At 60.2% G+C, this 22,651-nt stretch carries 14 protein-coding genes, 2 rRNA genes and 5 pseudogenes; 2 read left to right on the top strand and 19 right to left on the bottom strand.

Translation table 11 applies throughout. The annotated features are described in order from the left end of the window. Positions 1-21: 21 nt before the first annotated feature. The 17 genes and pseudogenes from AB4O41_RS17600 to tssA form a co-directional block, all read right to left on the bottom strand. Positions 22-1,053, bottom strand: a complete 1,032-nt coding sequence (locus AB4O41_RS17600; protein ID WP_460144103.1) for a serine/threonine-protein kinase — start codon at positions 1,051-1,053, stop codon at positions 22-24. Then, positions 1,050-1,778, bottom strand: coding sequence for a PP2C family protein-serine/threonine phosphatase (locus tag AB4O41_RS17595; protein ID WP_460144102.1), 729 nt, complete (start codon positions 1,776-1,778; stop codon positions 1,050-1,052). The genes AB4O41_RS17600 and AB4O41_RS17595 overlap by 4 nt, the downstream gene beginning before the upstream one ends. Next, positions 1,778-5,314, bottom strand: a complete 3,537-nt coding sequence (gene tssM, locus AB4O41_RS17590; RefSeq protein ID WP_460144101.1) for a type VI secretion system membrane subunit TssM — start codon at positions 5,312-5,314, stop codon at positions 1,778-1,780. Before tssM ends, AB4O41_RS17595 begins: the two co-directional genes overlap by 1 nt. Positions 5,315-5,327: 13 nt before the next feature. Further along, positions 5,328-6,203: a type IVB secretion system protein IcmH/DotU gene (gene icmH / locus AB4O41_RS17585; protein ID WP_460144100.1), complete on the bottom strand. Its 876-nt coding sequence runs from the start codon at positions 6,201-6,203 to the stop codon at positions 5,328-5,330. 5 nt (positions 6,204-6,208) lie between these two features. Next, positions 6,209-7,540, bottom strand: a complete 1,332-nt coding sequence (tssK, locus tag AB4O41_RS17580) for a type VI secretion system baseplate subunit TssK (RefSeq protein ID WP_460144099.1) — start codon at positions 7,538-7,540, stop codon at positions 6,209-6,211. 2 nt (positions 7,541-7,542) lie between these two features. Then, a pseudogene (gene tssJ / locus AB4O41_RS17575) lies at positions 7,543-8,042 on the bottom strand (type VI secretion system lipoprotein TssJ). Between the two features lie 5 nt (positions 8,043-8,047). After that, positions 8,048-9,244 carry a type VI secretion system-associated FHA domain protein TagH gene (gene tagH / locus AB4O41_RS17570; RefSeq protein ID WP_460144098.1) on the bottom strand — a complete coding sequence of 399 codons (1,197 nt, stop codon included), beginning with the start codon at positions 9,242-9,244 and terminating at the stop codon, positions 8,048-8,050. Between the two features lie 17 nt (positions 9,245-9,261). Continuing rightward, positions 9,262-9,402, bottom strand: coding sequence for a type VI secretion protein (locus tag AB4O41_RS17565; protein ID WP_460144097.1), 141 nt, complete (start codon positions 9,400-9,402; stop codon positions 9,262-9,264). A gap of 93 nt (positions 9,403-9,495) precedes the next feature. Further along, complete coding sequence (locus AB4O41_RS17560; protein WP_460144096.1) at positions 9,496-11,019, bottom strand: sigma-54 interaction domain-containing protein; 1,524 nt, start codon at positions 11,017-11,019, stop codon at positions 9,496-9,498. Positions 11,020-11,029: 10 nt separating this feature from the next. Beyond that, on the bottom strand, positions 11,030-13,678 hold the full coding sequence (tssH, locus tag AB4O41_RS17555) for a type VI secretion system ATPase TssH (RefSeq protein ID WP_460144095.1): 2,649 nt from the start codon (positions 13,676-13,678) through the stop codon (positions 11,030-11,032). Positions 13,679-13,691: 13 nt separating this feature from the next. Then, the gene (gene tssG, locus AB4O41_RS17550) at positions 13,692-14,699 is read right to left on the bottom strand and encodes a type VI secretion system baseplate subunit TssG (protein WP_460144094.1); all 1,008 of its coding nucleotides are present in this window, start codon (positions 14,697-14,699) and stop codon (positions 13,692-13,694) included. Further along, entirely contained in the window at positions 14,663-16,450 is a 1,788-nt protein-coding gene (tssF, locus tag AB4O41_RS17545; RefSeq protein WP_460144093.1) for a type VI secretion system baseplate subunit TssF, read from the bottom strand. Before tssF ends, tssG begins: the two co-directional genes overlap by 37 nt. A 41-nt stretch (positions 16,451-16,491) precedes the next feature. Continuing rightward, a pseudogene (locus tag AB4O41_RS17540) lies at positions 16,492-16,785 on the bottom strand (PAAR domain-containing protein); the annotation flags it as partial. Positions 16,786-16,795: 10 nt separating this feature from the next. Next, a complete protein-coding gene (gene tssE / locus AB4O41_RS17535; RefSeq protein WP_460144092.1) occupies positions 16,796-17,203 on the bottom strand; it encodes a type VI secretion system baseplate subunit TssE in 408 nt (135 codons plus the stop codon). Between the two features lie 14 nt (positions 17,204-17,217). Next, positions 17,218-18,693 carry a type VI secretion system contractile sheath large subunit gene (tssC, locus tag AB4O41_RS17530; protein ID WP_460144091.1) on the bottom strand — a complete coding sequence of 492 codons (1,476 nt, stop codon included), beginning with the start codon at positions 18,691-18,693 and terminating at the stop codon, positions 17,218-17,220. Positions 18,694-18,719: 26 nt separating this feature from the next. Next, positions 18,720-19,235: a type VI secretion system contractile sheath small subunit gene (gene tssB / locus AB4O41_RS17525; protein ID WP_460144090.1), complete on the bottom strand. Its 516-nt coding sequence runs from the start codon at positions 19,233-19,235 to the stop codon at positions 18,720-18,722. A 32-nt stretch (positions 19,236-19,267) separates the two neighbouring features. Continuing rightward, positions 19,268-20,822: pseudogene (tssA, locus tag AB4O41_RS17520) on the bottom strand (type VI secretion system protein TssA). Between the two features lie 739 nt (positions 20,823-21,561). Here tssA and AB4O41_RS17515 point away from each other — a divergent pair. Together AB4O41_RS17515 and AB4O41_RS17510 are read left to right on the top strand one after the other, a co-directional pair. After that, a pseudogene (locus tag AB4O41_RS17515) lies at positions 21,562-21,760 on the top strand (hypothetical protein); the annotation flags it as partial. Between the two features lie 144 nt (positions 21,761-21,904). Continuing rightward, positions 21,905-22,197 (top strand): annotated as a pseudogene (locus AB4O41_RS17510) (TonB-dependent receptor domain-containing protein); the annotation flags it as partial. Between the two features lie 103 nt (positions 22,198-22,300). Here the strand turns inward: AB4O41_RS17510 and rrf (AB4O41_RS17505) are convergent. Together rrf (AB4O41_RS17505) and rrf (AB4O41_RS17500) are read right to left on the bottom strand one after the other, a co-directional pair. Then, positions 22,301-22,416: ribosomal RNA gene (rrf, locus tag AB4O41_RS17505) — 5S ribosomal RNA — on the bottom strand. Between the two features lie 107 nt (positions 22,417-22,523). Then, positions 22,524-22,639, bottom strand: a 5S ribosomal RNA gene (gene rrf, locus AB4O41_RS17500). Positions 22,640-22,651 lie beyond the last annotated feature (12 nt).

The following is a 22,651-nucleotide window of genomic DNA, read 5'->3' as shown; positions in this document are numbered from 1 at the left end:
TCCCTGTTCGGTAGTCATCCGTTACGCCCGCAGTCGAAGGCGTTGCAGCCAAGACGATGTGGCGCCCATAGCGTCATGCAGTTGGGCAGCAGTGATCGTTCGATCTGCCGCATCGAAAGCCAGCGCCGTTCGCAGGGCTGGCCAGCAGTGTTTCGGTAGATTTCGAGGGGCGTGCAGCTCGCGCTCGAGTTGGCCGTCGCGGGCCTCGGTCGACGGCAAGCGGCGGAACGGGTGTTTGCCGCCCGCCAGTTCGTAGATCACGCAGGCCACGCCGTACACGTCCGCGCTGGCCGACAGCGGCTGGCCTTCGAGCAGTTCGGGGGCGGCGTAGCCGGGGGTCCAGGCGTTGAAGCGGTTGCGGCTCAGGTGCGGCAGGCCGGGCAAGATGCCCTCCTCCGCCTGGCCGAGGCCGAAGTCGAACAGGCGCACGCCTTCTTCGCTGAGCATGACGTTGCTCGGCTTCATGTCGCCATGCTGCACGCCGCGAGCGTGGGCGTAGGCCAGTGCGTCGAGCAGCGGCAGCGCGATGTCGCGCAGCTCTTTCCACGGCAGGCCCAGGGGTCGCTCGCAGAGTAATTTGTCCAGGGTCAGCCCACGCATGAATTCCATGGTGATGAAGGCACGCTGGCAGTCGGTGTCCACTTCAAAGGTGTGCAAACGCAGCACGTTGTCGTGGCGCAGTCGTCGGGTCAGGGCGAACTCGCTGTAGAGCAAGACACTGGCGTCCGGCGACTCGGCAAATTCTTCGCTGAGAATTTTCAGCGCGATGTAAGGATCGGGGTCGCCGAACTGTTCGCTCAGCAAGTCCCGTGCACGGTAAACCGTGCCCATGCCACCGGCACCGAGCAGGCGCTCGATGCGGTAACGGCCTGCGAGCACGTCGGGCAGTTCACCGACGCTGCCCCGGGTTGGCGCCAGCGCAGGCTCAGCCTGATGCGGCTTTCCGTTTAGAGGCTTTCCGTTTAAAGGCTTGGCGAACGCGAAGTAAGTCAGGTTATTGGCTTCTTCCTCGGTCACCAGCAGGTCGTCGATCGGTGGCATGAATTCAGTCATTGGCGGATCACCACGGCAGTCAGGTTGTCCCGGGCCGAGCCACGCAGAGCGCCGTCGAACAGACGCTCCAGCGCAACGTGCGGCGCGGTCAGGCTGAGAGCATTGCCCAGGGCATCGCTGCTCAGCCCTTGATACAAACCGTCGCTGCATAATAGAAACGCATCGCCGGGATAGACCTCGAGTTCCAACACATCCAGCGTCAGTTGCTCGGCAGCGCCGACCGCACGGGTCAGCGCATGAGCGGCAGGATGCGCACGAGCGTCTTCGACACTCATTTGTTGCTCGTCGATCAGTTGCTGTAGCAGCGAATGGTCCTTGGACAGCTGATACAAACGCTGGCCGCGCCACAGGTAGCAGCGGCTGTCGCCGGCCCAGATGCAGGCCGCGCGATTGTCTTCCACCAGCAGCGCCACCACGGTGCTGCCCATGATGCTGTCATGGCGCCCGGCGGTGACGGTCAACTCCTGACCCAAGCGGCGGTTGAGCCAGTGCAGGCACTGGCGAATACCTTTGAGTCGTTCGTCGAAGGCGTCCTGCACCGGCAATTCCGCCAGGCTGGCGACGATCAACTGGCTGGCGATGTCGCCACCCTGATGACCGCCCATGCCGTCCGCGACCACCCACAGCCCCTGCTGTGGACAGTCGAGAAAAGCATCTTCGTTGCGCGCCCGAACCTTGCCCGGATCGGTACGCGCAGCGCTGCGCCAGGGACTGGCAACCCGCATCAGAGCTGCACCGGCATACGGAAAGTACGCAGCACGCCCATGTCGAACGGGTTCGGCGTGCGCTGGCTCGACAGCAAGTAATTGGCGCGCAGGCCACCTACGTCAGCCTTGAGCACCAGCACGTCGCGACCGGTCAGGTACTCGGTCTGCATCAGGTCGAACAGACGGAACAGCGACCATGGGCCGGTGTTCTTCTCGATGCCGATCGGGCGACCGGCCATTTTGTCGAGGACCAGGCTAGTGCGACCGTCTTCAGCATCGGTCGGCCATTTAAACGACACCGGCACGATCGGGCCGTGACGGTATTCAATGGTCTTGTCGCCGAACTTGAACTCGGAACGGCTGATGGCCGGGTCGAGAGTGTACGGCTCCAGTTTGAACTGCACTTGCGGCTCGGCCGGGTTGATCGAGAAGAAGCTCTGGCGAATCACTTTTGCCGCGCCCATCTGGTCGAGGTAGACCTTGGAGATCGGCACGCTGTGACCGTCAATGCTGCGCAGGCGATAGTTGCCTGGATCGCCACTCACGAACGGACGCATGTAGTTCTCGAAGAAGCGATCGGCGATGCCCTGGGCCTTGAAGAACTCGCGGAAGTCGCTGATCGCGACGTCGCTGGTGCTGTGGGCGCTGAACGGGTAACGCTTGTTGATTGCCTTGCCGTAGAAGCTGTACAGCTCGTTCTGATAACGCTGGTTCAGGTACTGGTAAGAATCGTTGAGCACAAGACGCCAGGTGTCTTCGGCCAGCACGTTGAACCACACGCTGACAGGGCGCGGCAAACGGTTCGACGCATTACGCAAGTTGCTCAGCGCATCACGTTGGCCGCTCATGCGGGTCTTGGCCATTTCGAACGCAGCCTGCTCTGGCGCGCTGGCGCGAGCGAGGCTCGACAGTTGCAGTTGCAGGTCGTTGAGTGCTGTCAGCGCCGGAGTCAAATCAGCGGCGGGGCCGTTGTTGTCATCCAGCAAACGGTGCAGCGGTTCGAAGCGACGTTGCAGGGATTTCTTCGCGGTGTCCGGCAGCTGCTTTGCCATATGAGCCGCCATGTCCGACGCTTTGTCCGCGGCAGCCGCAGCGAGTTTGCCCAACTTGCCGCCCTTCTCACCCAGCTTGTCAGCCGCATCGGCGGCTTCATCAGCACTGTCTGCGATAACCTGGAAACGGGTGTTCTCACGCACTTCCACCAGCAGTTGTAGCACCGGCGAGTTGGCGGAGGTCAAGCCAGCCAGTTGCTCGGCGCCTTCACCGGCATCGTTGATCGGTGGCAAGGCAACCTGCCCGACCGCTTCGCTCCAGAAGTTGGCGTAGTCGCGGAAGTACAGCTGCTCCAGTTCGACCATCAGGCGACGCAAGTCCATACCGCTGATGCCCGAGCCTTCGCCCAGCACCCAGTTGTCACGCAGGATATCGGTAACCAGCGCAGCGCCCTGCACCGAGAAATACTGCTGATAACCCTGTCGGGTGTAGAACCCCGGGATCACGTAATCGGTGCCGACAAACAACGAACCCTGCGGGCCGATGTGTTGGCTCAGGCGGTATTCCGGCAGATTGCGAGCCTGCTCGCGCAGCATCCGGTAAACCACGTTGGCCAGCGACTCACTGCGCAGCACCTGACGGGCCTGCGCCACCAGTTGATCGTTCAGCGGGTAGATAAACGGCTGCTTGAGCAAACGCTCGAAGTGGGTGTTCAAACCGTTCTGCACTGCGGTATTGCCGGCGTAACGCAGGGACCAGTCGGTGGCGACCCAATCCTTGAGCCACGCAGCATCGCGGCGATCTTTCATGTTCAGCATCAGGTACGCACGCAGGCTGTTGAGCAAGCGTTCGCGGTCCTTCATGTTGGCGCGAATCTGCCCTTCCAGCAGTGTTGCAACCCGTGGCAGCAATTGCGCTTCAAGTTCACGCTCGTAGGCGCTCTTAACCACCGGATTGACGTCTTCGCCTTGGTACAGGCCGCCGCGCTCGTGGTATGACACGTCACCTTTGTTCGGGAAGACCTGGGTCGCCGCGTAGCGGGTGTTGAGGGTCTTGAGCACCGCCATGGAATCATCGCGAGCGGTCAGGGCCGAGCGTTGCTGATTCCAGTTTTGTGCCAGGGAACGCAGGTTTTCCAGACGCTCATAGTTGGCCGAGAAACCGCCGGCCCACAGCATGCCGAACAGCGCCAGTGCCGCCAGTGCGCCCACGTACAGGGCACGTTGCCCCCAATGAATGCGGCTGCGCTCGCGCTTGTCCAGACCGGCCAGATCGGCCTCGGGGAAAATCACCCGGCTGAGCAAATGGTGAATAAACCGCGAGCGGCCGCTGCGCAGGGTCGGCAACACACCGGCGTTCATGCCCAGGTTCGCGCCAATGCCAGCGGTGGTCTGGTCCATCTCTTGAGTCAGGTGCGGTGCGCTGGTCAGGTAGAAACCGCGCAACTGGCTGACACGCTGGTAGCGGTTGCCGGTGAACGCCATGTCGACGAACAGGCACAGGCGCTCGCCGATTTGCCCCAGTTGATGCGGGAAGTCGAGGATGCGACCACGGCGCTGGGTGTCGCGCTCCTGGTGCATGCGCATGATCACTTGGCTGTTCAGCCGACGCAGCAGCTCTTCGAACTCGGCGCGCAGCACGGCCACGTCAGTACCGTTCTGCTCTTTGCGGAAGCTGGTGCCAAGTACCTGATCGCTTTCTTCGCGGGTCAGTTGATCGAAGAATTCGTCGAAACCGAGCAGCTTGTCAGCCTTGCTCAGCACCAGATAAACCGGCACATCGACGTGCAGTTTTTGATGAACATCCTGCAAGCGAGCGCGCACCTGGCGAGCCAGGGTGTCGAGGTCTTGCTCGGTGTTGCCCAATAGCATTTCCACCGGGATGGTCACCAGCACACCGTTCAATGGACGGTTGCGGCGACGCTTGCGCAACAGGTCGAGCAAGGTGCTCCAGGCGCTGCCATCGACTTCGGCATCCGGCTGGGTCAGGTAACGCCCGGCGGTGTCGATCAGCACGCCGTGGTCGGCGAAGTACCAGTCGCAATGCCGAGTGCCGAGGGTGTCGCGGGTGAGTTTGCGGTCGATCTTGTTGATCGGAAACTCAAGGCCCGAGAAGTCCAGCAGGCTGGTCTTGCCGCTGCCCTGCGGGCCGATCAACAAGTACCACGGCAAATCACTGCGCCAGCGTTCGCTGCGACCTCGATACAGGCTCGAGGTCTTCAGGGTTTTCAGGGCGTCCTTGAAACGCACCTTCAACTCTTTCTGCTCTTCGTCGATCAGCTCTTCACGACGGATACGGTCCTGGCCGCCTTCGGTTTCTTCCACAGCTTTTTTACGCACACCGGCGCGCCAGCTGACGAAGACCATGGTCAGGCCCCAGATCAGGAACAGCACACTGATGGTCAGCAGGCGGGAGGTCGACCCCTCCCAGAACTTGTAGTCATTGACCGCCAGCACTGGCCCGACCAACCACACCAGCAGCGCGACAAACAGCACCAGCAGCAGGGTCCAGACCCAGGTCTGGCGCAGAAATGCGCCGACTTTCTTGAAAAGTTTTTTCATTACACGTCCCTGTTTACGGCTGCGACTGCGGCTGAATCGCAGCCAGATCTAGCTGCTGATAAAGTTGCAAAACGGTTTCGCGTTGCTCGCCCAGCACCCAGGCGAAGCCCGAATACATCACCATTAGGCAGACCACGGTAAACAGCACCATCATCCACGCCGGCACGATGCGCACCAGGCTGCGGCGCTGATCGTTCAAGCCTTCCCAATGCGGTGACAGCTCACGCGGCACGTCGCCGCGCAGTTGACGAATCTGCCGATACAAGGCGTCGCGGATGCCTTCGAGTTCGAGCATACCGCGCGCTTGTACGCGGTACTTGCCTTCGAAACCGAGGGACAGGCACAGGTACATCAGCTCCAGCATCGGCAGGTGCTTGACCGGGTTTTTCGACAGGCGATCCAGCAACTGGAAGAACTTCTCACCACCGAACGTTTCGTTGTGGAAGCTGCTGAGCAGGCTCATCTGCGACCACTCGCTTTCGTTGCCCCACGGTGTGGTGACGACGGCTTCGTCGACCGCAGTGCAGAGCACGTAACGGGCAGCCATCACCTGGCTGCTTTCGGCGCCGTTGTGCAGCGCCCGTACTTCAAACAGCTTCAGCCCGGCGGTCAGTCGCTCATTGAGCGCGAACAGGTCTTCGCGGGTGTCGCTGTGCTTGAGTCGCACCACTTCCGACAGCAAGTCGGACGCCGCCGCTACCAGCGAATTGAGGCTGATGTTGAACGCTTCGGCCGGGCGCAAACGCGCGGCGTAGATCATCCGTTCTTCCAGCTGTTCGAAACGCGGCGGTGCAGCGAAGTCAGTCAGTGGACTCGATGCCGGGCCGTGGCCCTGGCGGTCGAGCAGGACGGTTTTGTCGTCCTGGGTATGTTCCATGTCCTTGATCATGTCGGTCAGTTCCTGATGGCCCAGAATTTCAGTTCAAGCTCGGCGAATTCGCCGGACACGTGGAACGCGAATCCGCCGGAGCGCTCGAGTTGCGCCAGGTCTTCGGAACTGAGTTCGAGGATGAAATAGGTTTTGTTGGAGTGGAACGCGATCTGCCGTGGGGCCACCGGCAACGGTTTGACCTTGATGCCCGGCAGGTGCAGGTTGACCAGTTGACGGATGCGTTCCACCGGGCCGACCTTGAGGTGCGCCGGCAAGCGATGGCGCAGTTCTTCGGAGTCGCAGTTGGCACTGGCCGCGAGCACGAACGAGGCCGAGCCCAGCAGTTTGTGGTCGTGCAACGGCGACACGATGATCCCGTACTGACGCGATTGCAGCACCAGTTCGATAGCGTGCTGCTCGAGCACCATCGACAGCACCTGACGAATCGCTTCCATCAGTTTGCGGAAGCTCGCGCCCTGGTCGCTGTGCTGGTAACGGCTGTCCAGACGCGGGCGTTTGCTCTCGCTGGAAAACGTCGCCAGATCGCCGAGCATGGTCAGCAGCGTGCGGTACAACTGTTCCGGGTGAACCTGTTCCAGGCCGAGGTAATGGCGCAGCAACAGTTCGGTGCGGTTGATCAGTTGCAGCATCATGAAGTCGCCGACTTCCGCGCCACCGACCTCGCCGTTGGAGCGAATCCGGTCGGCGATGGTGTCGCCCCGGTGGCCGAGCATGCTGATCACTTCTTTCAGACACGACAGCAGGTAGCTGGACGAATGCGCCTGAAGGTAGGTCGGCACGAAGTCCGGGGCGAGACTGATCACTCCGTCGGGCGTGGTGTCGAGTACTTCGCAGACTTTCAGCTTCACGTAGGCACGATCGCTCTGCTGCTCGCCGAGCAACAATTTGAAGTCCAGACGACCGCAGCTGACTTGGCTGGCGGAGTCGTCGCCGGCGTTGGAGTCGGCCACTTCTGCTTCGTACGCGGTGTAACGCGCCAGCACGTCGGATTGCTCCGGGCGGCGAGACTCGATGTGGTTACCGGTCACCAGTGGCAGCGCCAGATAGATCGGCGTGTTGCCCGTGTTCGGCGGCACGTCCAGGGCCAACGGCTCAGTGTTGCCGCCCAGTTCGAACAGGCTGCCGTCCGGCAGAATTCCCGAGGCCTGGCTGATCACCAGTTTGCCCATGTTGAGGAACTGCAAGTCGACTTCCAGGTTGAGGAAGCCCCAGGTGTAACTGCCCAGCAACTGGGTGCGGGTCTTCATCTGGTGGTCGTAGTAACGATCGTTGTGCTGGAAGTGCTGCGGACGCAGCAGCATACCTTCCTGCCAAATGACTTTATGCGCATTCATGATCAGTCATCCGCCTTGGCAAGCGTTTCATGGGTATTGCGGATGCCGGCCTGATCGAGGGTCAAGTCAGCCACAGTGACTTCCAGCGGAGTGATTTGCACGGTGTAGCTCCATTTGGTTTCCGGCAGGTCGCGATACGCCGCGAGTACGCCGACGTAACGGCTGCCCTCTTCCACACTGAGCTTGAGCTCGACGGTTTCACCCGGGCGCAGCTCGAGTTCTTCACTGGCCACCAAGTCCGGGACCAAGGATTCCTTGGCGCGTTCGTAGAGACTGAAGAAATCAGCGTTCTCGAACGTCACCGGGTGCCTGAGTTCGAACAGGCGCACGACAATCGGCGACGGACGACCGTTGAGGTCCGGGTTCAACTGATCGCTGGCGGTTAGCTTCAGGTTGAGCTTGGTCACGGTGGAATACGGCGACAGCGACGAGCAACCGGCCAATAGCACGAGGGCAGTGAGCGCGGTCAGCGTCTTGAAAAAGCGGTCAAGCAGCGAGACATGCGCATCATCCTTGGTGGTCGGTGTGAAGGGTGGAAATCAGACGGATCTGTTCTTCGTAGGCCTGAGCGAAGTCGCGGGCCAGCAGGCGTTCGCTCCAGTCATCATCCTGACGCAGGGCCTGGTGATAACGCCCGTAAGCTCTCCAGCGACTGCCGGAGGTGGCGAGCAACGGCTTGTTGTCGCGCTCGAAACGCAGGGTCAGCTGTTGCGGCGAGAAGTGTTCCAGGGTGCCGCGAACGGCGGCGCGACTGGCGGTCAGCAACGCGACCTGATGCGCCTGCAAATCGCGGAACGCACGGGAGATTGCTTGCTCCGCCGGCAACTGGCCCGGCTTATTGCCCTGCAACAGAATGCCCAGCGCTTCGCTGGCATCGACGGCAAATTTGAGTGGGTTCTTTTGGGTGCCTTGCACGGTGGTCTGGGCCAGGCGCAATTCGTTTTTCAGTTCGCTGCGGGTGCGCAGGCTCTGCTGCAAACCACCGACGCTCTGCTTGAGCAGGCGCGCGGTGTTCAGGGCCAGCGCTTCGCGGGCGTCGTGATCGAGACATTCGAGGTCTACACCCAACGCCGCACCGAAGTACTCCCAGAAACCTTCGCTTTGACGCTGCACAGTTTTTGGCGGCGGGGCTGGCGCAGGTTCTGCCGGAGCGTCTATCAGCTCCGGGACCATCAGGCGTTCCATGTCGATGCGCGCGTAGTCGGCACACTGACGGGGGTCTTCGATAGTGGTGCTCGGGGAAATCAGTTCGTCGATTTCCGAGTACACACGCTCTTGCTGGTCGAGGGCATTCAGCGGGTCGAGGTCGAGGAACGCATCATCCGGAATGATGCTGCCCGCAGCCTGAGGACGACCAACTTCAACGTCGAATGTCGCCGGGTCGCGCACCAGTCGCGCGCGGATCTCGAAGTCACCCAGCAGATACACGCTGCCGTGCTCGATACGCATCGGCTCGCCCTTGCGCAGGCGCTCGCCGCTGTCGCTGTCCTGGATACCGTTGCTGCTGGTATCGGTCAGGAAAAACGTGCCTTCGCGGTAGCTGATCAACGCATGGTGGTTGGACAGGTGACGCTTGCGGTCGGGGATGATCCAGTCGCAATCCTCGCCCCGGCCAATTACGCCACCGGCTTGCTTGAAGGTCTTCTGGCACAAATTCGTGGGCACGAACTGCTTGGTGTTCAGCATTTCGAAAACCAGTTCCATGGTGATACTCCTTGCGGTCAATTGCCGCGATTGACCGCCTGCGGATCACCCAATGGGCGATAGGTGTTGTCGTTGTATTTGTAATTGCCGCTACAGCCGCCAAGGCTGCATAGAACGACGAGGGTCAGCAGGACGGCTTGCCAGTGACGAACAGACATCAGAGGGTCTCCAGGGATAGACAAAGCACAAAGCGCCGACCCGTTTGGGTGGCGCTGTTAGAAGCGGACAAGGTGAAATAGACGGTCGTTTGCCTACCCATCGAAGTCACCCAAATTGATATTCAGGCGCCCGAGGCGATACAGCAGCGTGCGGCGCGGCAGCCCAAGTTCGCGGGCGGCGAGGGTCTGGTTACCGTCGTTTTTGCGCAGGCAATCGAGCAACAGACTGCGCTCGACCTGCTCCAGGCGTTCGCGCAGGTTCAGGCCGTTGCTGTCTTCCGGCATGGCTTCCATGCGCAGGGAAAAATGCTCGGCCAGCAACTCGCCGCCTTCGCACAACAGCACGGCGCGTTCGACCAAACCTTTGAGTTCGCGAACGTTGCCGGGGAAGGCATAACCGGACAGGTGATCCAGCGCCGCGTCGGACCAACGCACCGCATCCCGTTGCAGAAACGCGCAAGCCTTGTCGGCGAAGTGCCGAGCCAGGTCGAGGATGTCGCCTTCACGCTGACGCAGGGCCGGCAGCTCGATCGGGAACTGCGCGAGGCGGTAGTACAAGTCCTCGCGGAATTTGCCTTCGCTGACCAGTACCGCCAAATCCCGGTGCGTCGCGGCGATGATGCGCACGTCGATCTTGTGGGTGTCGTTGGAACCGAGCGGGCGGATCTCGCCTTCCTGCAACACGCGCAACAGCTTGGCTTGCAGGGACAACGGCATGTCGCCGATTTCATCGAGCAACAAGGTGCCGCCATTGGCCGCGTCGAACAGCCCGGCACGGTCGCGGTCGGCGCCGGTGAAGGCGCCTTTGCGGTAGCCGAACAGTTCACTTTCCAACAGGTTCTCGGGGAACGCCGCGCAGTTCTGCACGATGAACGCCTGGGAACGTCGTGGGCCGCAGTCGTGAATCGCCCGCGCGACCACTTCCTTGCCGGTGCCGGTCTCTCCGCGCAACAGCACGGTGTATGGGCTGTGCAGGACTTTGCTGATCAGCGAACAGGTCTGGCGCATGGCCGAACTCTTGCCGATCAGACCATAGCCGCTGGCGCTCGGGACATTGACCGGAGTCGGCCGTGTATTGCCGGTCGGCTGACGCAAACGCTGCAGCAAGTGCAATTGGCCAAGCACGAACGAGCCCAGTTGACCGAGGGAATCGGCAAAGCCTTGCAGGTCGGTGCGCCGGTGACTGGCGCACAACAACAACAAACCTTCGACGGCCTTCTGCTGATTGACCAACGGCACGCACAGCAGCGACTGCCAAGGCGTGGCCTGGGGCGGCAGGAAACTGGTTTCGTGCAGACTGCCACTCAGTTCGCTGAGGCACACCACGCGGTTTTGGCACAGGGCGAATTGCAGCAGTTGTTCGCCGCTGTAATCCGCCGGCAGGCTCGCCGCTTCCCGGGGTTGCAGGATGCCGCTCAGGCACTCGGCGTTCATCCCCAGGCAGGTATGGGTCGCGTCCAGCAAGTACAGCTGCGTCAGCTCGCACCCGCTGAGCTCGGCCAACCCACGCACGAAGTCACCCAGCAGCGCAGCACTGTCCGCCGCGCGCGACAGGCTGGCGAACCGCGCCAGCAAGGCTTCGGCATAGACCAGCGGTTGCGGCATTTGAGTGAACATCACACCCACCTCAGGCGAACTCGCACATCACGCTGGCGTTGCCGTCGAGCGTTGCGTGGACACGCTTGAGGCTTTCACCGGTGGCCATTGCATCGAGCAAGCGGTCAGCCACCAACGGCAGCACGTGCAGGTCGAGCAAATGGTCGATCAGACGCGCGCCGCTGTCGCTCTGGGTGCAGCGCTCGGCCAGGTGATCGACGAGGTCTTGGGAGTAAGTGAAATCGAGCTGACGACGGTTCAGGCGCTCGCCCAAACGACCGAGTTTGATTTCGAGCAGCTCGCGCAGCACCGGGCCACCGACCGGGTAGTAAGGCACCACGCGCATGCGCGCCAGCAGCGCCGGTTTGAAGTGCTTGCTGAGCACCGGGCGAATGGTTTCTTCAAGGACTTCGGCGGTCGGCCGCGCGCCGTTTTCGCAGAGTTCGCTAATGCGGTCGCTGCCCAGGTTCGAGGTCATCAGGATCAGCGTGTTGCGGAAGTCGATCTCGCGCCCTTCCCCGTCGTTCGCCACGCCTTTGTCGAAGATTTGGTAGAACAGGTTCAGCACGTCCGGGTCGGCCTTTTCGACTTCATCGAGCAACACCACCGAGTACGGTTTCTGGCGCACCGCTTCGGTGAGCATGCCGCCCTCGCCGTAGCCGACGTAGCCCGGTGGCGCACCGATCAGACGGGAGACGGTGTGCTTCTCCTGGAACTCGGACATGTTGATGGTGGTAATGAAGCGATCACCGCCGTACAGCAAATCCGCCAGGGCCAGCGCCGTTTCGGTTTTGCCGACGCCGCTCGGGCCGACCAGCAGGAACACGCCGACCGGTGCATCAGGTTTGTTCAGGCCAGCGGCTGTGGCGCGCATCGAACGGTCAAGGGCATGAACCGCTTGCTCCTGACCACGAATACGGGTGCGCAGGTCGGTGGCGAAGCTCGCGACCTTGGCGTTGTGCTCGCGTGCCAGTTGCGCCAATGGCACGCCGGTCCAGGCGCTGATCACTTCGGCCACCAGACGCGGGCAGACTTCGAAGCTCACTAGACGTTCTTTGACTTGAACCTCGGTCAGGGCGCGGTGGGTTTCGTTCAGCGCGGTTTCCAGGGACGCAACGCTTTGTGCTTCGTCTACTGGCAGGGTTTCGATCACGCTGCCTTCGCCGTCCTCTTCAACCGTGATGGTCGGTTCGACGGCAGCGGCTTCACGGGCCTTGGCCAGTTGCTGACGCAGGTCCAGCAGGCGCTCGGCCAGGGCTTTCTGCTCGGTCCAGAGGGTTTCCAGAGCGACCCTTTCGTCTTCGGCGTCGGCCAGGCGATCTTCCAGGGCGTCCAGCGCTATATGGTCGATCAGCAGACCGGCCTCGGCGTCGCGACGCACGGCCTGACGCTGACGGCCACCTTCGGCCAGTTCGCCACGCAGGCGTTCCAAGCTTTCCGGGGCGGCCGCGAGGCTGATCCGTACTCGGGCGCACGCGGTATCGAGCACGTCGACGGCTTTGTCTGGCAGCTGACGACCCGCAAGGTAACGGGCAGACAACTCGGCCGCTGCAACCACCGCGTCATCGCGCAGGTAGATCCCGTGGCTCTTCTCGTAAATCTGAGCCAGGCCACGCAGGACGGTCACCGCTTCGCTGACCGTCGGTTCGTGCAGTTGCACCGGTTGGAAGCGCCGAGTCAGGGCCGGGTCTTTCTCGAAGTATTTTTTGTACTCCGCCCAGGTGGTGGCGGCGATGGTGCGCAACTCGCCACGGGCCAGGGCCGGTTTCAGCAAGTTGGCCGCGTCGGAGCCGCCGGCATTGCCGCCCGCACCAATCAGGGTGTGGGCTTCGTCGATGAACAGGATGATCGGTTTTGGCGAGGCTTTGACTTCATCGATCACGCCTTTGAGACGACGTTCGAATTCACCTTTGACGCTGGCGCCGGCCTGCAACAGGCCCATGTCCAGGGACAGCAACTCGACGCCTTTGAGTACCTGCGGCACTTCACCGGCCGCGATGCGCGAGGCCAGGCCTTCGACGATTGCAGTTTTGCCGACGCCGGCTTCACCGACCACAATCGGGTTGTTTTTGCGGCGACGGGCAAGGATGTCGACCATCTGACGGATCGCGCCATCGCGGCACAGCACCGGGTCGAGTTTGCCGTCGCGGGCCTGTTGGGTCAGGTTGTGAGTGAAGCGCTGCAACAACGATTCGCCGGGCACGGCGGGTTTACTGGTGGCCGGCTGTTCTTTCTGCGACAGGGCGAATTCTTTCAGGCGCTCAATGTTCAGCTTGGCCAGCAACGACTGATAACGACTGCCGGCATAACGCATCGGGTTGCGCAACAGTGCGAGGATCAACGCGGCTTGCTCGACCTGGCTCTGGCCCAGTTCGAGGTTGGCCACCAGCAAGGCGTCTTGCAGCCACTGCACCAGCTCCGGGGCAAACACCGGGTTGCGCGAGGCGCTGTGCTCGACTCGCGATTGCAGTGCGGCGCTCAGTTCGCCGGCGTCCAATTCAGCGTCCTGCAACGCACGGGCGAGCAGGCCTTGCGGGCGTTCCAGCAGGCCCAGCAGCAAGTCTTCGACGAGGATCTTGTTGCCGCCACGGGCGACGCAACGTTCCGCAGAACTTTCCAGATCACGACGGGTTTCGGCGTCCAGCGCCTGGATAAGTTGTTGCAGGTCTACGTTGATCATGTGTCATCTATCCTTAATGAATTTTGCTGCCCAAGGTCACTACGCCGTCCGCTTTTTCGCGGCCGAGCCAGCTGGTCCATCCCAGGCGACAAGCGTTCTGCTCACCGATGCGCAGTTCGCGGATTTCTTCCAGGCGCAATACCAGGCGAATGTCGTAATCGAGCGGGTCACGCAGGGTGAACCGCACCAGCGCGCACAGCGGCTGGTAGCCGAAACCGATCGGCAGGAATTCGTGAAAGCGTTGCCAGTCGAGCTCGCGGATATGAATGCGGAATTTGCCGCTGCGATCACGCACGTGCTCACCCAGCACCAGGTCTTCGCCGAGCATGCTGTTGGCGCGACCCAGGCGATTGCGCTGCTCGTCGAGGATTTCGACGCGGCGCTCGATGCACTGCTCGATGGTCAGTTCGGCGTGTTTGAAGTAGTAACGCAGCACCGCTTCGATCAACGCCGCCGAGTGCGCCCGCAAGCTGAGCAGGCCGAGGTACGGCAGCAGGCGTTTCCAGTTCAGGTCCTGAGCCTTGCGGATCTCCTCGCCATCGAGGCCGATCAATGCAAACAGCTGCGCCGAAAACGGATCGAGGGCGCCGCTCTGAAAGCTGGCTCGGTAGCGGTATTTGCGCCAGATCGGCAGCATCAGCCGTTGCAGGCGATGGTGAAACAGGTCGAGGAAATCGCGGGTCGGATTGCCGTCCTCGCTATCGCCCAAGGCCTGTTCACCATAGAACGCCGGCAGCGGCGAACCAGAACCGACCAGGCCTATCAGGTTGAAACGCAGGCGCGCACGCATCTGCCCATGCTCTTTGAAAAACTCCACGCGATCGACGTCGCTGCCTGGGAAACCCAGGCTCGGATTGGCCTGGAATTCCAGCTGGTCGTACAGATCGTCTTCGCTCAGATGCGGGTGTGTATCGCGCAGCCGGTCAATGACCAGCAGTACAGCCTGAAACAGCGAGTACTCGCGTATTACCCGGGTCAGCCCGCTTAAAGCAGGGGCTGCAGGCCCATACGGGGTGTCCATTGGTACACCTCTCCCTGTGTGCTTTTTACCCGCAGCTCGTGGTACGAATTGAGACTGGCGTAAAGCGCGAAAAACTCGTTAAGAACCGAAGCGAACACGAACAGGTCGCCCTCGCCTATATACCCTTGCGGGTCGATGGTCAGCTCGGTGCGCAACCCGCGAACCGGCAACCCTCGGTGCAATCTGTCGACGTGTTGGTGCTTGATCGACTTGAGCCCGCCCAGCAGACGCTTGCTGACTTTTTCCGCGTGTTGGTCGTAGTAGCGCGGCAGGTCGTAGGTTTCGAGAATCACCTTCAACGCATTGACATCGGCCAGCGACAGGTAGTTAAGCGACATGTTGCTGATCAGCTTCCAGAGGAAATCGTGGTTCAGCGGCGGCGCGAAACTCGAAGTGGCCGGGGTGATGTTGCGGAAGCTGAGGAACTCCGGGGTCTCTTCGCAGGCCATGCAGATGTCGCCGAGCTTGAGCTTGCGCGGCAGATTCTGGTTGGTGCACATCAGCTCGATCGACAGGGTTTCGTGAGCTTCGGTGTGGCGGATGCCGAAGCTCAGATAAGTGTCGAGGCCGTCGTACAGCAAGGACGAACGCTGGCGGATGCTGTAATGCGAACGGCTGGTGGGCACGTCGAAACTCGGGTCGTGCTCGAAGGATTCGAACGGCACGTACTCCTGATAACCGAGACCACCGGGCTTCCAGCCGGTGACGGTTTTCACCGAAAACACACCGCAGTTTTCGAGATCGAATTCGGCGGGAAGCAACAGGTATTCGTCCTGCTTGCCATCAAGGCGAATCGGCAGTGCATCGTGTTCGAACAGATTCACGATCGGGGTGCAGTAGAGCTTCACGTTGTCCAGGGTCGGACGCATACGCATGATGCCGCTCTTGCGAATATCGAAGCGCAACTCCAGGCCACGCATCTGCTTGAGGGTGTCTTCCGGCAACGTCTTGAGCAGGTCCAGTCCGTAGATATCGACGAAGAGGAATTTGTCCTGGAAGGCGAAATATTCCTGCAGGTAGCGGTAGCCGCGGAAAGTATTCAGCGGATACGGAATCAACGCTTCTTCTTCGGCAAAACCCACCGGCTGCACCCGGTCGCCGGGCATCTTGAACGCCATCGGCTGGCCGTTCACCCCATTGATGGCTTTGCCGGCGCCGTCCAGCGGGATCAGTTCGATGCCTTCGAGGTTGCGCAACAGGCTCAGGTAAAGCATCTGGCTGATGTAACGCTCACCGGCAAAGTGCAGGCGCAGACGACTCAGCGCCAGCTCGCCGAGGTGACCGTCAGCGCTCATCTCCAGACGCAGGCTCAACAGCGACCCGTCGCCCTTCACCGAGTAAGTCAGCGCGGCCAGATCCAGCGGCAACACCTCGGTCGGGTAGCACGTGCGGAAACGGCAGCGCACATCATCGACCGGCACACTCTCCACCGGAGTGTCGCGCTCGACCATCAACGCAGGCCCCGAACGCTTCAACGGATCGAACTGCAAAATGCTGAACGCCGGCAGCGGCCGCATGTAGTTGGGCCACAGCAGGTGCATCAGCGAATGGCTCAGCTCCGGCAATTCGTCATCGAGCTTCTGGCGCAGGCGCCCGGTCAGAAAGGCAAAGCCCTCGAGCAACCGCTCCACATCCGGATCCCGCCCGGCCTGACCGAGGAAAGGCGCCAACGCCGGGCTACGCTCGGCGAAACGACGACCTAACTGGCGAAGTGCGGTGAGTTCGCTTTGGTAGTAGTGGTTGAATGACACGGGGGTTACCTGTTTGTCTGTTCTGCAAAGTTTTGTCCGGAGAATGGCGCCGGCGAATGCGAATTCCCGATAATCACCGTCCCTGACCCGGCCGTAACCTTGTTGCCATGAGTGCCAACAGAACCCACAGTGGCCGCCGGTTTACCGTTGATCAAAACGGTCGTCGCCAAGTCGCCCACCATCGCACCACCACACGCCGAGGCATCGCCTTGGCGGGCGGCCGCGAGGCCGTCGAAGAACACGTCGCCGGAACCGGCGGCGATCGCGTTGGTGCCGTGGCCGGGGAGCGGGCAAGCGGTGGGGTTGGTGACGCGTGCTGCGGGTTTGCCGGACATCGGAGTCTCCTTAATTGACCTTCACTTGACCGCTGCCATCCAGGCGCGCGGTGAAACTGACCTGGCGCTTGGAACCATCAACTTCCAGCAGGCCTTCGATGCTGAAGGACAGGCGAAGCTGATCGTTGTTACGCGGCAGGGAGATGACACGCACGTTGCTCAGGCGCGGTTCGTAGGCTTCGATGAAGTTTTCGATGGCCTGGCGGGCCTGACTCAGGGAGTCGTGCAGGCTCAGGCGCATGTCATTGAGATCGGGTAGCCCGTAATCGGACAGCGTTTGCACGCTGCCCGCACGGGTGCTGAGCATCTTGGCCAGGTGGGCAGCCACGGACGCCATGGCGGAAACCTCGCGGCTCCAGCCGACGCGTTTGTCCGCGTCGCCACCCAGGCGTTCGAAAAGGCTGCCGTATCCAGTCATGAGTCAGGCTCCGCTTACTCTTTATCCAGCTTGCCAACCAGCGACAGGGTGAAATCGGCACCCATGTACTTGAAGTGTGGGCGCACGTTCAGGCTGACGCGGTACCAGCCTGGCTCGCCTTCAACATCGCTGACGATGATCTGGGCGGCGCGCAGTGGACGACGACCACGCACTTCGGCACTTGGGTTTTCCTGGTCGGCCACGTACTGGCGGATCCATTTGTTGAGTTCCAGCTCGAGGTCGGTGCGTTCTTTCCACGAACCGAGTTGCTCGCGCTGCAGCACTTTCAAGTAGTGAGCCAGGCGGTTGACGATCATCATGTACGGCAGTTGGGTGCCGAGCTTGTAGTTCAGCTCTGCAGCCTTGCCTTCTGCGCTGATGCCGAAGAACTTCGGCTTCTGCACCGAGCTTGCGGAGAAGAACGCCGCGTTGTCGGAGCCTTTACGCATGGTCAGGGAGATGAAACCTTCCTCGGCCAGTTCGTATTCACGACGGTCGCTAACCAATACTTCGGTAGGAATCTTGGTTTCGATTTCGCCCATGCTTTCGAAGTGGTGCAACGGCAGGTCTTCAACCGCGCCACCGCTCTGCGGGCCGATGATGTTCGGGCACCAGCGGAATTTGGCGAAGCTGTCGGTCAGCTTGGTGCCAAACGCGTAGGCCGTGTTGCCCCACAGGTAGTGCTCGTGGCTGTTGGCGACGGTTTCTTTGTACACGAACGATTTGACCGGGTTTTCTTCCGGGTCGTACGGGTTACGCAGCAGGAAACGCGGCACGGTCAGGCCAACGTAACGGGAGTCTTCCGACTGGCGGAAGCTCTGCCATTTGGCGAATTGCGGGCCTTCGAAGTGATCTTTCAGATCCTTCAGGTCCGGCAGACCGGTGAAGCTTTCCAGGCCAAAGAATTTCGGACCGGCCGCGGCGATGAACGGCGCGTGGGACATGCAGGCAACGCTGGACACGTACTGCATCAGTTTCACGTCCGGCGAGCTTGGGGACATGAAGTAGTTGGCGATGATCGCGCCAACCGGCTGACCACCGAACTGACCGTACTCAGCGGTGTAGATGTGCTTGTACAGGCCAGCCTGCATCACTTCCGGCGAATCCTCGAAATCGTCCAGCAGGTCTTCTTTGGAGACGTTGAGGATTTCGATCTTGATGTTTTCGCGGAAGTTGGTGCGGTCGACCAGCAACTGCAGGCCACGCCACGACGATTCCAGGGACTGGAAGTCCGGGTGGTGCAGGATCTCGTCCATCTGACGGCTGAGCTTGGCATCGATCTCGGCGATCATTCGATCGACCATGGCCTTCTTGACCGGCTCACCGTTGTTCTGCGGCTTGAGCAACTCTTCGATGAAGGCCGACACACCGCGCTTGGCGATGTCGTAGGCTTCGTCGTCCGGCGTCAGGCGGGTTTCGGCGATGATGCTGTCGAGAATGCTGTATTCGCCGTTCTCGTTGCTCTTTTGCGGTGCTGCGCTAATGCTCATTGTTGGCTTCCTTGACTGATAGAGGCTCAGACGTTTTGGGCGGCGTCCTGGGCTGCGGCGTTCAGGCCCAGTTCACCCAGTACGCGACCGCGGGATTCGTCGTCGGCGAGCACGCCTTCGATGGCTTTGCGGAACGCAGGCGCGTTACCCAGCGGACCTTTGAGGGCCACCAGCGCGTCGCGCAGTTCCATCAGTTTTTTCAGCTCAGGCACTTGCTCGACCAGGCTGGCCGGGTTGAAGTCCTTCATCGAGTTGACGCGCAGTTTCACGGCCAATTCTTCCGTGTCGCCTTCTTCCTGAAGACGGTTCGGCACGCTCAGCGTCAGGCTCAGTTCTTGCTTGGCCAGCACTTCGTCGAAAGTCATTTTGTCGATGCTGATCGGCTTGCGATCTTCGACTTTGCGTTCGTCCTTGCGGTGGGTGTAGTCACCGATTGCCAGTAGCTTCAGCGGCAGTTCAATCTCTTCCTGAGCACCGCCGGTGGCGGGTTTGAAGGTGACGTTGATGCGTTCCTTGGGGGCTACCGAGCCTTCTTTGGCCATGGCTTTTCTCCTTGCGGTTGTGGCCCTGGGGCCTATTCGAGTACCACTTCGAGATCGAGGTGGCACAGCCTGCAATAAATCTCTTCCTTGCGTTCACGCACTGCATGGTTCTGCGGTAACAATTCACAGCAGCTATGCAGCAAATGCAGCACTTCCAGCGCAAGATCGGGCTCCCAGGCGTGCAGGCCTGAGTCCTGTAATATTTGGTCGAGGGTTTCGAGTTGGGTCTTGGCCAGTTCGTACTTCTTGGCCATGAAGCACAGCCGCGCGAGGGCGAACTGCCAGAAGAATCGAACCCGCCCGCCGTGGGCACTTTGCAGGCCTTGTTTGAGGATTTGTACGGCGGCCTTGAGGCCGTCCTTGCGCAGAATCGGCAAGACCTCTTCCAGGGCCAGCTCCCAACCCGGCTGGGTATCGGCGACTTCGATCTTGCGCGGCGCACTGGCGCTTTGCAGGTGCGGCATGACGTGGGCGCCGATCCAGACGCGGGTGGCCGGATCGGCAAACGGCACGCCGTCATGGAAACGCAATTCGATGATGCCGGGCAGGCGCTGAAAAAAGCGCGAAGTGGATTTCCACTTCGCGCATCGCCATCTCGGCGCTCAGCCCTTGAAGGCATTCCCAGACCATTCGCTGGCCATCGAACCAGAACGGCGCCTTCGCCAGACTCGCCTCCAGCTCTACCAGCAGATCAGCGTATTTCCCCTGGTCGTAGCGGTCCTGATAGGCCTTGAGCTTGTCGGCAGGCAAACCGCGCAGAACGGTGATCTGTTCAGCGTTGCGCTCGGGCACCGCGTCGATCGGCAGCCACAACAACGTGCGATTGAGGCGCAGGGCACGCAGATCAGTAGCCTTCTGCTTGAGCCACCAGGCACACAACGGACGGGCGTTTTCCTGCTGGGCACGCAGGGCCTTGTGGGCTTCTTTCTCGTTGTCGATTGGCGCGCCGGGGGTGAACAGCTGAGTCGCGGCCTGCTTGACCTGCGCCACTGCGGCGCCCACTACACCGGGTTCCGGTTGATTGTCGGCGGCGCGTTGGACCATGTTTTTCAAGCGACGGGAAATCGGCAACAGCAACGGCGCGTCGTCGTCCAGATGCTCGGTGCACGCGGCGTCGAGGCCTTCAAGATGCTCGACCAGACGGCGGAACAGCGGCAGCTGCTCTTTTATAGCGACGTTTTCGTTCAGCACCTGCTCAAGACGCGGCACCAACCAACTGATGGCAGCAGCGCGAGTGCGAGCCTTGTTCGGGTGAACCTCGGCCCAATGGTGTTCACAGAGATGGTGCAGCAAACCGAGGCCGGCCAGCAGCCCCTGGAAGGATTCGCGCTGGTACAGCGCCCAAGTCAGCCACGCTCCGACACGCAAGTCCTTGGATTGAGTTCGCAGCAGGTTTTCACTGTTTTCGCGGATTTTCAGCCAGTCGATCTGACCGCTCTCGTACATGGATTGGGCTTTGCCCAGCTCGCTTTCCAATGCCTCATATTCGCTCGAAAAGCGAACATCCTCGCCCGCGAAATTCTCTTCTGAAACGGAGGCTTTTGCGAGTTCAAGGTAATGAGCGGAAAGTTTGCTTGAGTAGGACATCCATGGCCTTTAATTAGTATTACGGTCATAAGGACTTTGAAGTTGCAATGGTGCCGGACAGTATCAAAGAGCTGCGATGAGTCTCATCCAATTGAATTCGCGCTCTTTCAAGGCGCGCCCCTCCCAATCACGACGATGGCCATTTGCAAGCCCGATTAAACAATAAAACTGCGTCTTTTTGTTGCTGTAGGAGATCTGCCCTATATGGCACAGAGTATCCCCTGACTTTGGTTTTGACTTCGCCTCTCTCGACGCATTCCCCATGCAACAACGAGCCAGAGCGGTTCATTAACCTCGCCAATAATCACCGAATATTCACGCGCTGAAACGGAACTCAGCATGACAAAAATAAACAATAAAAAATGTAGGAGTTTTCCGAAAGTTACAGTCATTTATGGATATAGCGATAACTGACAATAAGCAATATAAGGCACGGCACCTTGTATTTACCCACCCCCCTCAAATACCTATCCAGTTCGCCTCAAACTTATTACAAAAGTATCGAAAGCCATTCGCGCATTACTGACATATTCTGAAATGGGGAAAACTCTGACGTACTTTCTGGACATGTCCGACATTTATTCTTTTGCCTTTTGTTAGCGTGCTGGGCAGTCTGCGCTTGCTCGCGCCGGGCATGGCTTTGGCACCGCGACTTGTCTCCTCTTTCGGCTTAAGGACGAGCCATGGAAAAGCAAGAGGATAAGCGTATGTCGCCCCGGCCAATGCTGTTCACTTCACGTTGTTGATTCCAACGGTTCGCAACAATTTCAAAGTGCAGGGCTTTGAAGGTACTGAAGCCTTCAGCATCTTGTATTCGATCCAGATCGAGCTGGTTGGCGAATACCCCTGATTTCGATCTGGAAAGCTTGCTCAGCCAGCCAGCGTTTCTCCAGTTCGGCCTTATGGGTGAAGGCATTCATGTCCGTATAGAAGATGTGCTCAAGCTGATAGACGCCTGACCTGTCAACATGGGGAAAATAATTTCGAGCTCGTCCAGCGGACATTTGCGGGGAAATTTCGGCGCGGTGATCATTCCACGCATCGGCATGGGAGTCGTGGTCCCCTATCTGGATGGCAATCCCGACCATATGCTGCAAGCCGAGTTTTTCACCGACGCAACCAAATACACCGAGCTGATGGACGCGGACTACCAGCGAGGCAAAACGGTGGTTGACTGGACCAGTGGCGGTCTTGCGCCGATCGATGCGTTCAATCCGGAGTATGGCAATTCGGCCATCGACTTCTACAGCCCGACCAGCTCTCTGCGTCGCTTGGAACAGGCCGGCATCTACCTGCAAGACCTCATCGAGACGGATAAGTGGCGTGTCTCTTTGGGCTGCGTCAGGACTGGGTTGAAACCAGCTATGAAAATCAAGGCACGCAAGACCTGGATCTGACCCGTTCCGGATTGAAGTTTCTACGGCCCTAGAAAGACAAAACCCCTGTCTGCATAAGCAGACAGGGGTTTCGGAATTCAATCTTGACGATGACCTACTCTCACATGGGGAAACCCCACACTACCATCGGCGATGCATCGTTTCACTGCTGAGTTCGGGATGGGATCAGGTGGTTCCAATGCTCTATGGTCGTCAAGAAATTCTGTGACCAGCCCGTTACAGCGGTAACGTGCCAGCAAAATCGGTGACTTCTACTAAAACAAAACCCCTACCTGCGTATGCAGATAGGGGTTTCGGAATTTAATCTTGACGATGACCTACTCTCACATGGGGAAACCCCACACTACCATCGGCGATGCATCGTTTCACTGCTGAGTTCGGGATGGGATCAGGTGGTTCCAATGCTCTATGGTCGTCAAGAAATTCGGGTAC

It is taken from the genome of Pseudomonas sp. S2_A02 (genome assembly GCF_054668495.1).
Note: the sequence above shows the minus strand (reverse complement) of the source record. Positions and strands in the feature narration are given on the sequence as shown.

Bases quoted from the DNA above. Each gene is read 5' to 3' on its own strand.
- AB4O41_RS17600 (WP_460144103.1), bottom strand. From the start codon at position 1,053: ATGACTGAATTCATGCCACCGATCGACGACCTGCTGGTGACCGAGGAA.
- AB4O41_RS17595 (WP_460144102.1), bottom strand. From the start codon at position 1,778: ATGCGGGTTGCCAGTCCCTGGCGCAGCGCTGCGCGTACCGATCCGGGC.
- tssM (WP_460144101.1), bottom strand. From the start codon at position 5,314: ATGAAAAAACTTTTCAAGAAAGTCGGCGCATTTCTGCGCCAGACCTGG.
- icmH (WP_460144100.1), bottom strand. From the start codon at position 6,203: ATGATCAAGGACATGGAACATACCCAGGACGACAAAACCGTCCTGCTC.
- tssK (WP_460144099.1), bottom strand. From the start codon at position 7,540: ATGAATGCGCATAAAGTCATTTGGCAGGAAGGTATGCTGCTGCGTCCG.
- tagH (WP_460144098.1), bottom strand. From the start codon at position 9,244: ATGGAACTGGTTTTCGAAATGCTGAACACCAAGCAGTTCGTGCCCACG.
- AB4O41_RS17565 (WP_460144097.1), bottom strand. From the start codon at position 9,402: ATGTCTGTTCGTCACTGGCAAGCCGTCCTGCTGACCCTCGTCGTTCTA.
- AB4O41_RS17560 (WP_460144096.1), bottom strand. From the start codon at position 11,019: ATGTTCACTCAAATGCCGCAACCGCTGGTCTATGCCGAAGCCTTGCTG.
- tssH (WP_460144095.1), bottom strand. From the start codon at position 13,678: ATGATCAACGTAGACCTGCAACAACTTATCCAGGCGCTGGACGCCGAA.
- tssG (WP_460144094.1), bottom strand. From the start codon at position 14,699: ATGGACACCCCGTATGGGCCTGCAGCCCCTGCTTTAAGCGGGCTGACC.
- tssE (WP_460144092.1), bottom strand. From the start codon at position 17,203: ATGACTGGATACGGCAGCCTTTTCGAACGCCTGGGTGGCGACGCGGAC.
- tssC (WP_460144091.1), bottom strand. From the start codon at position 18,693: ATGAGCATTAGCGCAGCACCGCAAAAGAGCAACGAGAACGGCGAATAC.
- tssB (WP_460144090.1), bottom strand. From the start codon at position 19,235: ATGGCCAAAGAAGGCTCGGTAGCCCCCAAGGAACGCATCAACGTCACC.